Origin of the sequence: Roseobacter litoralis Och 149 (genome assembly GCF_000154785.2) — a bacterium.
Taxonomy (GTDB): Bacteria; Pseudomonadota; Alphaproteobacteria; order Rhodobacterales; family Rhodobacteraceae; genus Roseobacter; species Roseobacter litoralis.
On sequence record NC_015730.1, the window covers coordinates 3,998,393 to 4,015,511 of the forward strand.

Here is a 17,119-nt window from a genome sequence, read left to right on the forward strand (position 1 = left end):
TTCCCGCCTGTTTGCGTCATCAACCACCCAGTTGCGCCACCGCCCAGCGCGCCGCATCCGCCACGGCGTCATCCGGATCATCCGTCAGCTCAGACGCGATCTGGCGCAGAGACGCCTCACCCGAATTGCCAATCGCATAAAGCACGTTGCGCACGAAACGGTTGCGCCCGATGCGCTTGACCGCAGACCCCGAAAACAGCGCACGAAACGCCGCATCGTCAAGCGCGGCGAGGTCGGCCAATCGGGGTGCCGTCAGTTCGGGCCGCGCCGACAAGCGCATGTCGCGCGCAGCAGTGGCAAATTTGTTCCACGGGCACACCGCCAAACAATCATCACAGCCATAAATCCGGTTGCCCAACAGCGGGCGCAAATCGGTCGGAACGGGTCCTTTGTGCTCAATCGTCAGATAGGAAATGCACCGGCGTGCGTCCAGCTTATAGGGCGCGGGAAAGGCATCCGTCGGGCAGACATCAAGACAGGCGCGACAGGATCCACAATGATCAACCTCCGCCGCGTCCGGCGCAATATCCAGCGTGGTAAACACCGCGCCCAGAAACGCCCAGTTGCCCCACTCCCGGCTGAGCAGGTTCGTATGTTTGCCCTGCCAGCCCAGACCCGCCGCCTGACCCAACGCCTTTTCCGGCACCGGGGCCGTATCGACAAAGACCTTGACCTGCGGGTCAGCATCGGCGGCCTCAGCCATCAGCCAGCGCGCCAGCCGCTTGAGCCGTTTCTTGACCACATCGTGATAATCGCGCCCCTGCGCATAGACCGAAATGGCCCCGCGCTCGGGCTGCTGCAGCACCGCCATCGGGTCATGTTCAGGGCCATAGCTCTCGGCCAGCATGATCACCGAGCGCGCCTGCGGCCAAAGCTGCGTCGGATCCCCGCGCCAATGCATCCGATCCGCCATCCACGTCATCTGACCGTGATAGCCCGCATCCACAAACGCCTTGAGCCGCGCGGCCACATCGGGCACCGCATCCGGTCGGCATATCCTGCAGGCGATGAACCCCTCTTCCAAAGCGCGCGCGACGAGCTTTTCCTTGAGGCCGCTCATGCGATCCGCAAATCAGAAATCCAGATCATTGTAATGTTTGGCGGGCGGAAAGCCCGGCACCTGATCTGCCAGAATGTTGCGAAAGGCCGGACGGGATTTGATCTTGGCATACCAGTCCTTCACCACGTCTGATCGGTTCCAATCCACGTCCGAATTGTAATCCAGCGCGCTCAGATGGGCGGCAGCGGCAAAATCCGCCAGCGACATCGCATCCCCGGCCAGCCAGCGGCGATGATCCAGCAACCACGTCATGTAATCAAGGTGATACTTGATCGCCTTTGATCCCGCCTTGACGTTTTTACTATCGGGATAGCCCAGTTTCATCATCTTCTTGTTGACCCGCTCATACAGCAGTTTCGACGTCACCTCATGGTGAAACTTGTCATCAAACCACCCCACAAGGCGACGCACCTCGGCCCGCGCAATCGCGTCCTTGGGCATCAGCGACGGGTCAGGCCGCGTCTCTTCGATATACTCACAAATCGCGGCACTCTCGGCCATGATCACGCCGTCAATCTTGAGCACCGGCACCTTGCCCGCCGGGTTGCGCCGCATGAATTCCGGGTCTTCTTCCCAATAGCGCTCTTCAACCAGCTCAACATCGATCTTCTTTTCAGCAAGGCTGAGCCGGACCTTCCGACAAAACGGGGACAAGGGAACATGAAAGAGACGGGCCATCAGTTTTTCCACAGTGCAAAGGGTCTCTCTTCAATGCCCGCAACTGCGCGCGGATTCAACTCTCGAAACAGGCGGCGCGCCCATCTCTGCGGATCGTCGCGGCCCCGTCAATGATCGCGCGCGTGCGTTTGCGCACGAAATCAGACGGGCGCGAGGCGGACCGTGTTTTCGGGCTGGGCAAAATCGCGGCAAGCCGTGCCGCCTGCGTGGCACTCAACGCATCCGGGCTGACGCCAAAATAATGCGCAGCCGCCGCTTTGACGCCAAAGACGCCCGAATCGAATTCCGCAATATTGAGGTAGACCTCAATGATCCGCCGCTTGGGCCACAGACCCTCCAGAACCGGGGTCAACAACGCCTCCGCCGCTTTGCGCGTGTAATTGCGCCCATGCCACAGGTAGAGGTTCTTGACCGTCTGCTGGCTCAGGGTCGAGGCCCCGCGCGTGCCCCCATCCTCGATCGCCTCCCGGATGGCAACCATATCAAACCCCCAATGGGTGCAGAAATTCGCATCCTCCGCCGCCACCACCGACCGCGCCATGACCGGTGCCACATCCTCCAGCGCAACCCATTCATAGGACACACCACCCAGTTTGCGCCCTTCTGCGAACATATAGGGGGTGGTTAAGGGCGGCACGAAACGGCCCAGAAACATCACCAGCAGACCCAAGGCCACGACGACCAGCCCCACACGCACCGCGATGCGCAGGGTCTTGCGCACAAGACCTTGCGACCTTACGCGACTAGTCGGGTTGGTTCTGGTTTTACGCTTCGCCATGGCGCCACAGTAGGCGCGTCGCCATGGCTTGTGAACCGCGCAGCGGCATCAATTATTCCGCCGGGATCGCGCCTTCTTCCAATGCCAGAGGGGCAGGCAGATGGACCAGCATCTCCTTGGGGCAAATCTGCAGGAAATGCTGCTTTTCGATATCCCAATGTTGCAGGATATCGCCAACGCGGCGGCTGCCGGTTTCCGCCAGATGCATCTCAAGCAGCCCGCGCAACTCCGCAAGCCAATGACCTTCGGCCACCGGGCAGATCACGAGCGTTTCCATATTCATCAACGCCGGTGCCTTGCCGTCGGGGTCATACAAATACGCCATGCCCCCGGTCATCCCCGCACCAAAGTTCGCGCCGATGTCCCCAACGATCACGGCCACGCCGCCGGTCATGTATTCGCAGCCGTTCGATCCGCAGCCCTCAATCACCACCTTGGCACCCGAATTGCGCACCGCAAACCGCTCGCCTGCGCGCCCGGCCGCAAACAGATAGCCATCCGTCGCACCATAGAGCACGGTATTGCCGATGATCGTATTCTCCCCGGCCACAATCGGCGAGGCCATGGGCGGGCGCACAACAATCCGGCCACCGGACAGCCCCTTGCCCACATAGTCATTGGCATCCCCGGACACTTCCAGCTTCAGCCCCGGTGCCGCAAAAGCCCCGAGCGACTGGCCCGCCGACCCGCTCAGCTTGACCGTCAGGTGATCCGGCTGCAGGCTGTTGCGCATCCCGAATTTCTTGACGATGTGGCTTGAGGTGCGTGTGCCCACGGTGCGGTGCGTGTTCTGAATGGCATAGGACAGCTGCATCTTTTCGCCATCCTCCAGAAAACGCTGCGCATCGCGCACGATTTCGGCATCCAGCGTATCGGGCACCGCATTGCGCGCTCTGGCACGGTCATAGACGATATCCGCCGCCCCATCGACCGTGATCAACAGCGGGTTCAGATCCAGATCATCCAGATGCGCCGACCCCCGGCTGACCTGCGTCAGCAAATCCGCGCGCCCGATCACATCATCAAGGCTGCGCGCCCCGATCTGCGCCAGAATTTCACGCACTTCGCTTGCATAGAATGTGATGAGGTTCACGACCTTATCCGCATTGCCGGTGAACTTGTCGCGCAGCGCTTCATCCTGCGTACAAACCCCGACGGGGCATGTGTTGGACTGGCACTGCCGCACCATGATGCACCCCATCGCGATCAGGGCTGCGGTGCCGATGCCGTATTCCTCGGCCCCCAGCATAGCCGCCATCACGATATCGCGGCCTGTGCGCAAACCCCCATCGGTGCGCAGGGTCACACGCTCGCGCAGGTTGTTCATCGCCAGCACCTGATGCGCTTCGGTCAGACCCATTTCCCACGGCAGCCCTGCGTATTTGATCGAGGTCGCAGGCGAGGCACCCGTGCCCCCGTTGTGACCCGAAATCAGGATCACATCCGCCTTGGCCTTGGCCACACCAGCCGCAATCGTGCCAACCCCGGAGGAGGCAACGAGCTTCACCGTCACCTTGCAGCGCGGATTGATCTGCTTGAGGTCATAGATCAGCTGCGCCAAGTCCTCGATGGAATAGATGTCGTGGTGCGGCGGCGGCGAAATCAGCGTCACGCCCTTGGTCGAATGACGCAGCCGCGCAATCAGGTCCGTGACCTTCATCCCCGGCAATTGCCCGCCCTCGCCCGGCTTGGCCCCCTGCGCGACCTTGATCTCAAGCTCTTCGCATTGGTTGAGGTATTCCGCCGTCACGCCGAAACGCCCGGAGGCGACCTGCTTGATCTTGGCCGACGGGTTGTCGCCATTGGGTTCGGGGACGAAATGTGCCGGGTCTTCGCCGCCCTCACCACTGTCGGATTTCGCGCCGATCCGGTTCATCGCCACGTTCAGCGTTTTATGCGCCTCCGGGCTCAACGCGCCAAGGCTCATGCCCGGCGTCACGAAACGCTTGCGTATGGAAGTGATGCTTTCCACCTCTTCCAACGGGATCGGTTTGCCCAATGGCTTTACGTCAAGAAGGTCGCGCAAATGGATCGGCGGGTTGCTCTGCATCTTGGCCGAATACTGTTTCCACATCGCATAGGATGCGGTGTTGCACGCCGTCTGCATCATATGCATCGACGTCGCTTCCCAGGCGTGGGTCTCGCCGGACTGGCGTGCTTTGTAAAAGCCGCCGATGGGCAGGACGGACCCGATGCCTGCCCATCCCTTGGCATGCACCTCTTCGACCTTGTGCTGGATGCCGTGAATGCCGATGCCGCTGATCCGGCTGGTCATGCCGGGGAAATATTCCGCACACATCGCGCGGCTCAGGCCCACCGCTTCAAAGTTCAGCCCCCCCCGATAGGAAGAAATCACAGAGATCCCCATCTTGGCCATGATCTTCAACAGACCCTGATCAATCGCATAGCGATAGCGCGCCACCGCCTCGGTCAGCGTGCCGTCAATCAACCCGCGCTCGATCCGGTCCGCGACCGTGTCCTCTGCCAGATAGGCGTTCACGATGGTCGCGCCCGCCCCGATCAGCACCGCAAAGTAATGCGGATCGATACATTCCGCCGAGCGCACATTCAGCGAACAGAACGTCCGCAGCCCCTGCCGCACCAGATGGCTGTGCACCGCCGAGGTCGCGAGGATCATCGGCATGCCGACCTTTGTGGCGTCACTCATGTGGTCGGTCAGCACGATATGCCCGGCCCCCGAACGCACCGCGTCTTCGGCCTCCGCCCGGATACGCTTCAGCCCTGCATCAAGGGTGCCGCGCCCCTCCTCGAAGGTGCAGTCAATCTCCACCAGCTCGGCGTTGAAATGGCTCACCAGCGTATCAAACTGCGCATTGCCCACGAACGGGCTGTCCAGCGTGATGATCTCCGTCTGGCTGCTGTCCTCATCCAGCACGTTCTTGAGGTTCCCGAACCGCGTCTTGAGGCTCATCACCCGGTATTCGCGCAAACTGTCAATCGGCGGGTTGGTGACCTGACTGAAATTCTGACGGAAAAAATGGCTCAGCGGGCGGTACTGTTTGGACAACACCGCCGAGGGCGTATCATCCCCCATTGACGCCAGTGTTTCCTTGGCATCCTCCACCATAGGTGCCAGAATTTGTTCAATTTCTTCAATGCTGTAGCCTGCCGCAACTTGCCGGCGGCGCAGTTCATTGCCCGCAAAGATGGTGGTTTCCGTCACGCCGGTCAGCGCCTCATCCAGATCCTTGATCTTGCCGACCCACTCGCCAAAGGGCTGGTTTGCCGCCAACTTGTCCTTGATCTCCGTGTCATGAAACAGCCGCCCCTCGCGCATGTCCACGGCCAGTATCTGACCCGGACCCAATGCGCCCTTTTCCACCACATTCGCCTCGTTCAGCGGCACCATGCCCGCCTCGGACCCAGCGATCAGCATGCCATCATTGGTCACCACATAGCGCATGGGCCGCAGCCCGTTGCGATCCAGCCCCGCACAGACCCAGCGCCCATCCGTCATGGCCAACGCCGCAGGCCCGTCCCACGGCTCCATCACCGAGTTGCAATAGGAATACATGTCGCGCCAGCTCTGCGGCAATTCCACCGCCTGCTTGGACCAGCTTTCCGGCACCAGCATGGTCTTGGCCATCGGCGCACTGCGCCCGGCGCGCACCAGCACCTCAAACACCGCATCAAGCGCCGCACTGTCGCTGGACCCCGCAGGCACAATCGGTTTGATGTCCTCTGCCATCTCCCCAAAGGTCGACGATGCCATGCGAATCTCATGGCTCTTCATCCAGTTCAGATTGCCCTTCAGCGTGTTGATCTCCCCGTTATGGGCCAGCATCCGGAACGGCTGCGCCAGCCACCACTGCGGGAAGGTGTTGGTCGAATACCGTTGGTGATAGATCGCGAATGCGCTCTCGAACCGCTCATCCATCAGGTCGGGGTAAAACTCCGCCACCTGCTCGGCGAGCATCATCCCCTTGTAGATGATCGACCGGCAGGACATGGACGCAATATACAGCGTCGGCACCTGTGCTGCCGCCGCCGCCTTTTCAATACGGCGGCGTATGACATAAAGCTCGCGCTCGAATGTCTCTTCGTCCACCCCTTTGATGTTGGAAATCAAAATCTGCTCGATCTCGGGCCGCGTCGCATTCGCCTTTTCGCCCAGCACCGAGATATTGACCGGCACGTGACGCCAGCCATAGATGTAATACCCCATCCGCAACACTTCGGTTTCCACGATGGTCCGGCAGGTTTCTTGTGCGGCGAAATCCGTGCGCGGCAGAAACACCTGCCCAACCGCCATCAGCAATTCCGTCTTGGGCTGGTGGCCCGTGCGGCGCACCTGATCATAGAAAAACGGCGCCGGGATCTGCACATGAATGCCCGCGCCATCGCCGGTCTTGCCATCCGCATCGACGGCCCCCCGGTGCCAGATCGCCTTGAGCGCCTTGATCCCGTTTTCAACGACCTCGCGGCTGGGTTTGCCATCCACGGAAACGACCAACCCGACCCCGCAGGACGAATGCTCTTCCGCTTCGGAATACAGCCCGTTTTCCGCCATATAGGCGCGTTTTGCTTCTTCGCGGGCTACCCATGCGTCATCATAAGTCATTTTACGTCTCCCTCGACAAATCTGTTCTTTGCTTCGTATTCCGCGCCGGTTGCGCGCGGATGATCCCCGGTGAGCGTCGCAATCGCGCCGTCCACATAAATTTCTGACCGCATGGTCCAGTCGCGCGCCGCATCAAACAGGCCCGGCATCAACTCATAGGCGGTGCCCGGCGTATCCGTGTCGCGCATCCACAAATGCGACCCGCAGCGCGGACAAAATGCGCGCTCCGAAAAGTCGGACGAGGCATAGCGCGCCACATCCCCCGTGACCGTTACCGCCTCGGCCTGCGCCTCGAAACACATGAACACGCCGCCGTTCCAACGCTGGCACATGCGACAATGGCAGGCACCGGGGCGCGGATCATGCGCGCCCACGACGGTGATCTGCACCGCGCCGCACAGGCATTGCCCTGTCAGATGGTCTGTGCTCATGCGCCCGGCTCTCCGCCTTCGGTAAAGGCCGCAATCGTCTCGGCCTCCGTCATGCGCCGGTGATCGCCTGTGAATGCATAACCTTGCGGGCAATTGTCCGAAAAATACTCAAGCGTCAGCGGGGCACCCGCCGCATCCGGGAACAACCCCGACGACAAATACCGCGCACCGTCATGCACCGTGCCGTACCAGAGGGTCGAACCGCAGGTGCCGCAAAACGCCCGCTCCGCCCAGTCGGACGATTTGAAAACCTTGATCGGGCCGCTGGCCTCGGTCCCCGCCTGCTCCGTCATGATGGAGATATAGGGCCCAGCGTTCTGGCGCTGGCACATGCCGCAATGACAGGCCACCAACGTGGGTGCATCAACAACCGCCGCGATCTTCACCGCGCCGCACAGGCATTGACCGTCAATCTTCTGTTTATCGCCCATTTCTGGATATTCCCGTTACGTTTCCGTCAAAGGTCAGCCTTGCTGTCCTTGCCAAATCCTTACACCGCCAAGCGCACCGACGTGATACCGACGCAACACCGACATGATACCGATGGTGCATTTCGTCGCTTTACTCCGCTGCGATCTGCGCGCCTGCGTCCAGCTTTTGCAGGATCGCTTCGGCGCAATCGCGCCCGTCACGGATCGCCCAGACCACGAGGCTCGCGCCGCGCACGATGTCCCCAACCGCATAGACGCCGTCAAGATCGGTCTCACCCGTCGTAAAGGCCGCCTTGATCGTGCCCCAGCGCGTGACCGGCAATTCCGGCTGATCCCAAAGTGCCGGCAAATCCTCAGGCTCAAAGCCCAGCGCCATGATGACGATGTCGGCCTCCTCGACATAGTCGGCCCCCTCGATCACTTCCGGGGCCTGCCGTCCGGTGGCATCGGGCGCACCCAGACGCATCTTCTGCACCATCACACCCGTCACCGGGTCGCCGACAAACCCTTTCGGCGCGGAGAGCCATTCGAAAACAACGCCCTCTTCCTCGGCGTTCTGAACCTCGCGCTGGGATCCCGGCATATTCGCGCGGTCACGGCGATAAAGGCATTTGACCGACGTCGCCCCCTGACGCACAGACGTGCGCACGCAGTCCATCGCCGTGTCGCCGCCCCCGATGACGACGACGCGCTTGCCCTCGGCATTCAGCGTGCCATCATCGAATTCCGGCACCGCATCGCCAAAGCTCTTGCGGTTGCTCGCCGTCAGGAAATCAATCGCGCGCACAAGGCCCTGCGCGCCCACGCCGGGGGCTTCGATCTCCCTTGTTTTATAGACGCCAGTGGCAATGATGACCGCATCATGCTTGGTGCGGATATCTTCAAAAGAGACGTCTTCGCCCACCGTGCAATTCAGCTCAAAGGTGATCCCGCCAAGCTCCAGCTGCTTGTTGCGGCGCATCACCACGTCTTTCTCCAGCTTGAACCCCGGAATGCCATAGGTCAGCAAGCCGCCCGCCCGGTCGTACCGGTCATAAACCGTGACCTGCACCCCGGCCCGGCGCAGCACATCCGCTGCCGCCAGCCCGCCCGGACCCGCGCCGATGATGCCCACGGATTCGGTCCGCTCGCGCGGGGGCGAAATTGGCAGAACCCAACCTTCTTCCCACGCCGTATCGGTAATGTATTTTTCCACAGCCCCGATGGTCACGGTGCCATGGCCGGATTGCTCAATTACGCAATTGCCTTCACACAGGCGATCCTGTGGGCAAATGCGACCGCAAATCTCGGGGAATGTGTTGGTGGCCTGACTGACTTCATAGGCTTCCCGCAGGCGGCCTTCGGCGGTCAGGCGCAGCCAGTCGGGGATGTTGTTGTGCAGCGGGCAATGCGTCTGGCAATAGGGCACACCGCACTGGCTGCACCGGCTGGACTGCTCCTTGGCCTTGGCGTCAGCATATTCCGCATATATTTCCTTGAAGTCTTCACGCCGCGCGTCTGCTTCACGCTTTTCAGGCATGCCGCGCTCTACAGTGACAAACTTCAACATCTGCTGACTGGCCATAAGGATGATGCTCCACAACGATTTCCGAAGTGCACCCATACGCCAACTCAAATCGGAAATAAAGTCAGTATTACTTACCTAGTTTTACAAAAAGCACCTGAAAAATGAAATCGAATCCAAATTATTTAGTTTTTTGTGTCCGTTTCGGACCTAAATTGAGACTTTTCATTTGATTCCCTGCCCTTATACCAGCCTTGCACGCACGCAGGCAGCGGATTACCCATATGACCCTTTTCCACCTTATTCTTGTCGCCGCGATTCAGGGTCTGACGGAGTTTTTGCCCGTCAGCTCTTCGGGCCATCTGGTACTGCTACCCGCCCTGACCGGACAGCCTGATCAGGGCCTGGCGATTGACGTGGCCGTCCATGTCGGATCCCTCTTGGCGGTCATCCTGTATTTCTGGAGCGATGTGCGTATAGCTGCCGCAGGCTCCCTCAGGCTCGCGCAGGGCAAGGTCGACACGCAAGGCGCATTCCTCGCGCTCTGCCTTATCATCGCGACCATCCCCGTCATGATCGCGGGCCTTATCATAAAGCTGACCGGCCTTGACGAAATGATGCGATCCGTGGCCGTGATCGGGTGGACCATGCTTGGCTTTGGTCTTGTTCTCTATTGGGCGGACAGAACTGGTGCATCGACGCGCACCGCCAGCGGCTGGACGCTGAAGGATGCCTTTGCCATGGGCCTTGCACAGATCTTGTCCCTGATTCCCGGCACATCACGCTCGGGCATCACGATCACCGCAGCGCGGCGTTTGGGCTATGGACGCGAAGGGGCGGCAAAGCTGGCAATGCTGATGTCCATTCCCACGATAATCGCATCCGGCGCTCTGCTCGGCGCGGATGTCATTGGCGAGGCGGACTGGCAGATGGCAAAGGATGGCGCATTTGCAGCGGTGCTTGCTTTTGTGTCGGCGCTACTGGCGCTAGCCCTGATGATGCGTCTGCTAAAGAGCGTCAGCTTCACACCATACGTTGTTTACCGGGTGATCCTCGGCATCATCCTGCTGGTTTACGCCTACAGCTAAGACCGCAGGTTCTTGGCAGATTTCTTGATCGCGTCGTACTGTCCCGACGGGCGGAACCGCCATAAATACTCTGGCAAAACAGACACCATCGTCGCAGGCTCAATGCCAAGCGCGTCGAACCCACGCTGACCCTCGCAAACGACGTTGTCACGGGCAAGGTTTTTCACTTGGTCCCGCGTGATCATTCCGTTCTTTATCAATCCGAGAGAAGCCGTTTGGATCATGTCAAATGTGAACCCCATAATCCGGGCCGCAAAAAACGGGATGTTCACGATCAACCGACGCCTGTGTATCGTCTCAAGCATAAGCTCCATCAACGCGCGGAAAGAGCAGACATCTGGCCCGCCCAACTCGTACACGCCCGGCGCCACCGTTTCGGTCAAAGCCTTTTCAGCGGCCTGCGCCACATCATCGACATAAACCGGCTGAAACCGGGTATCCGCGCTGACAACTGGCAAAACAGGACCGAGCTTGGTCATATCAGCGAAACGGTTAAAGAACTGGTCTTCAGCGCCAAAAACGATGGAGGGACGCAGGATCACAGCGGCCGGAATATGTTGCAAAACACCCGCTTCCCCCAACGCTTTCGTGCGGGCATAGTCGCTGTCTGAATGCGCGTCAGCTCCGATGGCTGAAATATGCACCATTTTCGCGATACCCTCTTCGGCGGCGATCCGCGCGATGCGTTCGGCGCCTTCGGCCTGAACCGTGTCAAAAGTATTCTTGCTGTCCTCCGCCAGTATTCCAACGCAGTTCACAACAGCATCCGCCCCCATCATCACATCCCGCACCGACGCATCATCGCGGACGTTACACAGAACCGGCTCAACCTGACCAACGACACCATAAGGCTTCACAAACATAGCTTCATTAGGCCGCCTTACGGCAACCCGGACCCGCCATCCCGCTTTGGCCATACGCCGAGTGATGTAGCGCCCTATGAACCCGGAACCGCCATAGATCGTAACCAGCTTTGACATTGCGTGCCTCTTTGATCAGATTATTGGCTAGAACTACCCCTGCAGAGAGGGTGAGACAAGGCGCAAATAGGCGCATCTCTGGCATATCCCGCGAACACGCCTGTGCCATCAGTTTTCGTTTGACACCTAAAGCCGATCAGATTAACAGCCGTCTCAACGACACCTGCCCAGGTGGCGGAATGGTAGACGCGCTAGCTTCAGGTGCTAGTACTCGCAAGGGTGTGGAGGTTCGAGTCCTCTCCTGGGCACCAAAATCACTAGAAATCCCTCATATGTCAAACGCAACTTGGTCGATAACTGCATCCTAGGTTCCACATTCAGGTCCAAAATAAGGGCGTGACGTTGAAGATAAAAGGTTTGACAGAACTCGGTAAGGGAAGTGGGAATACCGCAAGCGCATCCCCGCCGCTGCTCACAAGGCGCTCGGTAAGACTGAGCGAAAAGAGGTGATCCACGCAAGTTCAGATCAAAGACTTAATGCGGAAGTACGCTTCAATTGTTGCAAAAATTGACACCGAGATCGCTGGAGTCAAAGCTCCAACACCTAAAATGACGCCTTGGGTTGCGTGACAGGCTGCTCTAAAAGAAGTAGAGCGGACGACCGCTGGTGTGTCTGGCTTAGTAAACACTGATGAAGCCCACGATGAAATTGAGACTTTCAGACAAAAAGACGCGCTAAAGACGCTGTCGGAGCGAGTGGTTTTTTCGGGCGACCGCAAACAACCGCTTGTGCAAGCTTTACTAAGTCCGCATTGGACCCCGCCAGCCTACGCGCTTCAAGATGCCTATGAGATTTATGTAAAAAGAGAGACCGGATGGTGGCTCTGTACGTGATCATCTCGCTGCAATCGTTCGCCACGAACGCGTGTTGCGTTTGGCTGACGCGGCAGGGCTTTCATAGATGAAGCCGCTGTCGGACATATCGCGAGTGCATGCACGAAAGGTTCGTGACCACATGTCATCTCCGGGAAAAGCAAGGTGGCAACGGGAAAAGGTCGCTCCCTTATCGGTCAAAAAAAGAGCTGGGAATGCTCGGAAGGGTCATTGATTTCGGTGGCCTTGAACTTGGCCTCCGAGACTACAATAACCCGTCCACAACCGAGCGGTTAAAGACCCGAAAAGGGGTTTTCTCCGCAAAGAGCATACGTGCGTTCACTGCGTTGAAGATTGAAGCCAGCGAAAACACAACCGACAGCAGTCCAGAAGGTATAAGGGCCGCCGCGTTGCGTAGCGCGACGAAGTTCAGACTGAACAAGCAGATCGCTAAAAGGATCACAAACCACCATGGGGCAGGCAACATGAGCCGTTTAGTGGCTGCGAGGGTTGCGAACAGAAGCGGCGCCGCTAATGTCATTGGATAGAAGACTGAAACGCCGACCGATACGGGACCAATTTGAAGCGCTATCGCAACGCAGCTTGTTCCCCAAATCAGCACCGCAATGAAGAGCAGGGCGGCGGTGTTCGTCTCTCAGGACTATGAGTTTGTGAATATTTGGGCGTTAATCGCCCGCATCAGGTGCTCGGGGTCAACGCTGAAGACCGAGTTTGGAGTGCCTGCGGCAGCCCAGACTTGCTTGTGATTGAGCAGATTCGCATCAATCCACGTCTCAGGTGTCTCAAGGTGTCCAATTGGTGCAACGCCACCAATGGCAAAACCCGTCTCAGACCGTACACGCTTTGGATCAGCGCGCGTCAACGGTTCGCCGAAGATTTCCTTTGCTTTCTTCAGATCGAGATCGTGATGACCACCCAAAAGAACCAATTTGAGTGCGTTGGAGTTCTCACCCTTAAAAATCAAAGACTTCACAATCTGACCGACTTCACAATTACAAGCATTGGCCGCGTCGGCAGCGCTTCTGGTTGAATCAGGCATCGTTTGAATCGATATATTCAGACCTAGTATTTGCGCTGCTTCAGTTACACGTTTGACACTCTTTGACATTTGACCTCCCTACGGTTTGCGCGAAAACAAGCGACGGCGATCATCAACGGACCGTCTCATTAATAATATGCTATCGGTCACCAATGAGCGACCCACATTGAATTTCGACGATATCATTGCTCAACAGCTTCTGGCTTGCTCGATCTTGCGGTTTTCTGTGCTCAAGCTTTCGCATCACTAGCGTGGGCAGTTTCCGTCAAGTTAATTCTGGCCATTGCAACGCGCCAAGGCTGATTTCCTTCTCTCGTTACAGCTTTCAGCATCGTGTGCGCCTCCATTGTCCTTTCAACGGCGACTGCCTATGGGCTGGCGGCAATTATGGCCCAGATGAGCGATGTGATGACCTAAGTGCGGTTGACTGGCGCAGCCTGTCTCATCTGCCTTGCCTACAAAGCATTGCGTACAGCGGATCGAAACCCAGAGATGTCGAAGCGCATCAGACCAGCCTCAAGTGCATGGCGCGCTGGCCTCATTCGCTGCGACTACGAAATCAGAGTTCAAGTCAAACAACAGTTCGCGGAGAGGCTGTGTGGAAACTCTGTTGATTGTGGTGTCGGCGTGAGCGTTCGGTGTTTTTTTGGGCATTTTGGCTCGGCATCGTCATTTCCACTACTTAGATGGGTTGAGAAGGCGGCTGAGGCAATCTCCGGCTCACCCCGGCGTTCTCGAGGCTAATTTCAAGCCGAACGATACCCCTTACGCCTTCATCGCCGCGATCATTGCCGGGATGCCTATCAAGTTCATGACGCGGGTCATGTTGTAGGCGAGCACATGCAGCGACATCTCGGTGGCGACATTTTTCAACCGTCTCATCTTGAAGTGTGTCGCCCCCATCCAAGATTTGATCGTGCCGTAAGGATGCTCGACGGTCATGCTGCGGACGGCCAGTTGGGCTGGGTCTGCGTCCAACCTTTCTTGCACCCGCTCAAGCACATCCTCTTTCTCCCATCGACGCACGCGCCGTTCCTTGCTGGCCGTGCATTTGTCCTTGATGACGCAATCGGCGCAGGCTCCCGACCAATATGATCTGATAGCTTTGCCGTCTTGCTGGCCGGTAAATCTGTAGGTCAGCTGCTTGCCTGCCGGGCAGACATAGACATCCTTGTCGCTGTCATATGTGAAGTCAGCCTTGTCAAACTGACCGCGCGCAGCGGCGTTCGATGTCATTGGTTTGGGAACGACAACCGAGATACCAGCCTCTTCGCTGGCAACAATTTCCTCGCTCTTGTAATAACCTTTATCCGCGATTGCTGTGAGCTGATCTGTCGTCATGACATCGTTTGCTGCCGCGGCCATCATCGACAAGGCATCCCGGTCGAACCCAAGCATTGTTACTTGATGCGCAACGATCAGGTGGTGATTGGCTTCGACGACCGTTTGAACATTGTAACCGACAATGCGGGGCATCCGGGCCGTTGTTGCCATGGATCGGGCATCAGGATCACTAAGTGAGACTCGGGTTTCGCCGGTCTCATCCATGCGCTGCTCGATTGATCTGTAGCGCACCGCCTCCTTTTGCAGATGCTCCAGCTTGCGTAGAGTGCGCTCCATGCGGGCCTCTGGCAGCACCGTGCCGGTCTGTTCAAACACTTCGTCGGCGCGATCCAACTCACCCAAATAGCGCTCGATTGCCTTGTCAATCTCACCCAACTTCTGGCGCAGCTTACCGCGCGTGTAATTCTTGGCCTTGGAGTTCAGCGCCTTGAACCGACTACCGTCAATGGCAACCACATCCCCATCGAGCAGGTTCATGTTGCGGCAGAGCGCGACAAACTGCTGGCACACCTTGCGGATCGCGGGGCCGTTATCTTTCCGAAAGTCTGCAATCGTCTTGAAGTCCGGCTTCAACCGACCCGTCAGCCAGACAAGTTCCAGATTGCGACCGCACTCGCGCTCCAGGCGACGCGATGACTGGATCTGGTTCAAATACCCGTAGAGATAAATCCGAAGCAACAAGCCAGGATGATAGCCAGGCCGTCCAGTTGCCGCTGGCATCGCATTGAAGCCCAGCACCGCAAGATCAAGCAGGTCTATAAAGGCATCAATGGCGCGGACAGGACTGTTCTCATCAACATAATCGTCCAGACATTCGGGCAGCAACATCCTCTGCTGCCGGTCCAGACCCTCGATAAATTGCGTCATCAACAACCTCCGTATCGAATACGAAAATTATACCATCAGTCCGGTCAAAATGGGGGAGTTTTCACACAGCCTCTCCGCACAGCGGACTTGTGCAGGTGCAGCTACTGCTGGCGCAGAAGCCTTATGCAACTCGGGGCGAGAACTTTTGCTGAGCGGCAAATTTGCCAAGAAGGGACGTTCAACCATGGCAATACTGGTGGATTCCAAATGGATCTTTCGCCGTAACCGGGATCGATCATAGGAGAGTGGGGAGAGTTGCCTTTGGCTTTTCCATTTTCGCTGAAGCAGCATACACAAGCGGATGGTGTGGATAGCTCCTGCTCCACCCGGCGTCGCAATGCGCCATACTGCAGTTGTCTATCACTGCTATGAAAGGAGCTACCCAATGCAAGTTACAACAATCGGTATCGATCTGGCCAAACATGTTTTTCAGGTTCACGGAATTACTGAGGATGGGGAGGTTGTCTTCAATCGAGCGATCCGGCGCGCACAACTCATGCAGTTCTTCATCAATCTGGAGCCCTGTTTGATCGGCATGGAGGCATGCGGGTCCAGCCACTATTGGGCGCGAGAACTGACCAAGCTTGGGCACGATGTTCGCTTGATCCCAGCCAATTATGTGAAGCCCTATGTCAAACGCGGCAAATCTGACGCGAATGATGCCGAAGCTATATGTGAAGCGGTGACACGCCCGACGATGCGGTTTGTTGCGCCCAAATCCGAGGAACAGCAGGCCGTCTTGTTCCTGCATTGTGCGCGCGATTTGATCGTCAGGCAACGAACACAACTCAGCAACATGCTTCGCAGTTTGCTCGCCGAGTTTGGTGTCATCATTCCACAAGGAACCGGAGCCGCAGTCAAATACGCCAAAGGTGTTCTGGAGGGAGAAAAGCCCGCCCTTCCGCAAATCGCAATTGATGTTCTGAAACAACTTAGCCACCAACTTGTCGCTATGCATCTCCGGTTCCGCTGGTACGAGATGCGCATGCGACTTCATTCGAAACTGGACAAACGCGTTATGCTGTTGCGCACGATCCCAGGCGTTGGCCCTGTGACCGCGTCCGCCATTGTTGCCACTATCGGCGACGCAAAACAGTTTAAGAATGGTCGACAATTTGCAGCGTGGCTGGGGCTCACACCTCTGAACATGTCGAGTGGCGGAAAAGAACGATTAGGACGGATCACAAAAATGGGTGACCGATACATTCGGCGTCTTTTGGTGACCGGGATGACAGCGAGATTGCGGCAAATGAAAGTGAATCCTGACCGCGTCGATCCATGGGCTATCGGCCTTCTTGAGCGCAAACCTGCTCGACTGGCGACCGTTGCAATGGCAAACAAGACTGCTCGAATTGTCTGGGCGGTGTTAACCAAGAACGAATACTACCGGCCTCACACAGCCTAACAAAAGGAACACCCGAGACAGCAAGACCTACGAAATGATGGCGCACAGTCAGCCCGCCAACCAAGACACCCCGTCGAATGTCCAGGACACATTGTTGT

The 17,119-nt window shown here is 57.9% G+C and carries 13 protein-coding genes and 1 tRNA gene; 3 read left to right on the forward strand and 11 right to left on the reverse strand.

The genetic code is table 11. The features are described 5' to 3' along the window. Window positions 1-19: 19 nt before the first annotated feature. The 7 genes from queG to RLO149_RS19165 form a co-directional block, all read right to left on the reverse strand. Entirely contained in the window at window positions 20-1,060 is a 1,041-nt protein-coding gene (gene queG / locus RLO149_RS19135; protein WP_013963729.1) for a tRNA epoxyqueuosine(34) reductase QueG, read from the reverse strand. A gap of 12 nt (window positions 1,061-1,072) precedes the next feature. After that, the gene (gene fzlA, locus RLO149_RS19140) at window positions 1,073-1,738 is read right to left on the reverse strand and encodes an FtsZ-binding protein FzlA (protein ID WP_013963730.1); all 666 of its coding nucleotides are present in this window, start codon (window positions 1,736-1,738) and stop codon (window positions 1,073-1,075) included. A 55-nt stretch (window positions 1,739-1,793) separates the two neighbouring features. Further along, window positions 1,794-2,516 (reverse strand): monofunctional biosynthetic peptidoglycan transglycosylase, encoded by a 723-nt coding sequence (gene mtgA, locus RLO149_RS19145; protein ID WP_013963731.1) that lies wholly within the window; start codon window positions 2,514-2,516, stop codon window positions 1,794-1,796. Between the two features lie 52 nt (window positions 2,517-2,568). Then, window positions 2,569-7,098, reverse strand: a complete 4,530-nt coding sequence (gltB, locus tag RLO149_RS19150) for a glutamate synthase large subunit (protein WP_013963732.1) — start codon at window positions 7,096-7,098, stop codon at window positions 2,569-2,571. After that, a complete protein-coding gene (locus tag RLO149_RS19155; RefSeq protein ID WP_013963733.1) occupies window positions 7,095-7,529 on the reverse strand; it encodes a GFA family protein in 435 nt (144 codons plus the stop codon). Before RLO149_RS19155 ends, gltB begins: the two co-directional genes overlap by 4 nt. Beyond that, complete coding sequence (locus RLO149_RS19160) at window positions 7,526-7,960, reverse strand: GFA family protein (protein ID WP_013963734.1); 435 nt, start codon at window positions 7,958-7,960, stop codon at window positions 7,526-7,528. The genes RLO149_RS19155 and RLO149_RS19160 overlap by 4 nt, the downstream gene beginning before the upstream one ends. Before the next feature lie 130 nt (window positions 7,961-8,090). After that, a complete protein-coding gene (locus tag RLO149_RS19165) occupies window positions 8,091-9,524 on the reverse strand; it encodes an NAD(P)-dependent oxidoreductase (protein ID WP_013963735.1) in 1,434 nt (477 codons plus the stop codon). A 224-nt stretch (window positions 9,525-9,748) separates the two neighbouring features. Here RLO149_RS19165 and RLO149_RS19170 point away from each other — a divergent pair, with 224 nt between their 5' ends. Further along, window positions 9,749-10,552, forward strand: a complete 804-nt coding sequence (locus tag RLO149_RS19170) for an undecaprenyl-diphosphate phosphatase (protein WP_013963736.1) — start codon at window positions 9,749-9,751, stop codon at window positions 10,550-10,552. Here RLO149_RS19170 and RLO149_RS19175 read toward each other — a convergent pair. Beyond that, the gene (locus tag RLO149_RS19175) at window positions 10,549-11,532 is read right to left on the reverse strand and encodes a complex I NDUFA9 subunit family protein (RefSeq protein ID WP_013963737.1); all 984 of its coding nucleotides are present in this window, start codon (window positions 11,530-11,532) and stop codon (window positions 10,549-10,551) included. The genes RLO149_RS19170 and RLO149_RS19175 overlap by 4 nt on opposite strands. Window positions 11,533-11,697: 165 nt before the next feature. Here RLO149_RS19175 and RLO149_RS19180 point away from each other — a divergent pair. Then, window positions 11,698-11,783 (forward strand) — tRNA-Leu (locus RLO149_RS19180). 827 nt (window positions 11,784-12,610) lie between these two features. On the opposite strand, the gene RLO149_RS24420 is transcribed toward RLO149_RS19180, so the two are convergent. From RLO149_RS24420 to RLO149_RS19195, 3 genes are all read right to left on the reverse strand, one after another. Continuing rightward, window positions 12,611-12,982: an EamA family transporter gene (locus tag RLO149_RS24420; protein ID WP_342626662.1), complete on the reverse strand. Its 372-nt coding sequence runs from the start codon at window positions 12,980-12,982 to the stop codon at window positions 12,611-12,613. Between the two features lie 24 nt (window positions 12,983-13,006). Then, a complete protein-coding gene (locus RLO149_RS19190) occupies window positions 13,007-13,474 on the reverse strand; it encodes a YbaK/EbsC family protein (protein ID WP_013963739.1) in 468 nt (155 codons plus the stop codon). A 696-nt stretch (window positions 13,475-14,170) separates the two neighbouring features. Continuing rightward, a complete protein-coding gene (locus RLO149_RS19195; protein ID WP_013963740.1) occupies window positions 14,171-15,616 on the reverse strand; it encodes an IS1182 family transposase in 1,446 nt (481 codons plus the stop codon). 385 nt (window positions 15,617-16,001) lie between these two features. Between RLO149_RS19195 and RLO149_RS19200 the strand changes: the two genes are divergently transcribed. Continuing rightward, window positions 16,002-17,021, forward strand: a complete 1,020-nt coding sequence (locus RLO149_RS19200; protein WP_013960549.1) for an IS110 family RNA-guided transposase — start codon at window positions 16,002-16,004, stop codon at window positions 17,019-17,021. The last annotated feature ends 98 nt before the right edge of the window (window positions 17,022-17,119 follow it).

Excerpts from the sequence above, each read along its gene's own strand:
- RLO149_RS19200 (WP_013960549.1), top strand. The coding sequence starts at position 16,002 with ATGCAAGTTACAACAATCGGTATCGATCTGGCCAAACATGTTTTTCAG.
- RLO149_RS19155 (WP_013963733.1), bottom strand. The coding sequence starts at position 7,529 with ATGAGCACAGACCATCTGACAGGGCAATGCCTGTGCGGCGCGGTGCAG.
- RLO149_RS19195 (WP_013963740.1), bottom strand. The coding sequence starts at position 15,616 with ATGACGCAATTTATCGAGGGTCTGGACCGGCAGCAGAGGATGTTGCTG.
- RLO149_RS19190 (WP_013963739.1), bottom strand. The coding sequence starts at position 13,474 with ATGTCAAAGAGTGTCAAACGTGTAACTGAAGCAGCGCAAATACTAGGT.
- RLO149_RS19175 (WP_013963737.1), bottom strand. The coding sequence starts at position 11,532 with ATGTCAAAGCTGGTTACGATCTATGGCGGTTCCGGGTTCATAGGGCGC.
- RLO149_RS19170 (WP_013963736.1), top strand. The coding sequence starts at position 9,749 with ATGACCCTTTTCCACCTTATTCTTGTCGCCGCGATTCAGGGTCTGACG.
- gltB (WP_013963732.1), bottom strand. The coding sequence starts at position 7,098 with ATGACTTATGATGACGCATGGGTAGCCCGCGAAGAAGCAAAACGCGCC.
- queG (WP_013963729.1), bottom strand. The coding sequence starts at position 1,060 with ATGAGCGGCCTCAAGGAAAAGCTCGTCGCGCGCGCTTTGGAAGAGGGG.
- RLO149_RS19160 (WP_013963734.1), bottom strand. The coding sequence starts at position 7,960 with ATGGGCGATAAACAGAAGATTGACGGTCAATGCCTGTGCGGCGCGGTG.
- mtgA (WP_013963731.1), bottom strand. The coding sequence starts at position 2,516 with ATGGCGAAGCGTAAAACCAGAACCAACCCGACTAGTCGCGTAAGGTCG.
- RLO149_RS19165 (WP_013963735.1), bottom strand. The coding sequence starts at position 9,524 with ATGGCCAGTCAGCAGATGTTGAAGTTTGTCACTGTAGAGCGCGGCATG.
- fzlA (WP_013963730.1), bottom strand. The coding sequence starts at position 1,738 with ATGGCCCGTCTCTTTCATGTTCCCTTGTCCCCGTTTTGTCGGAAGGTC.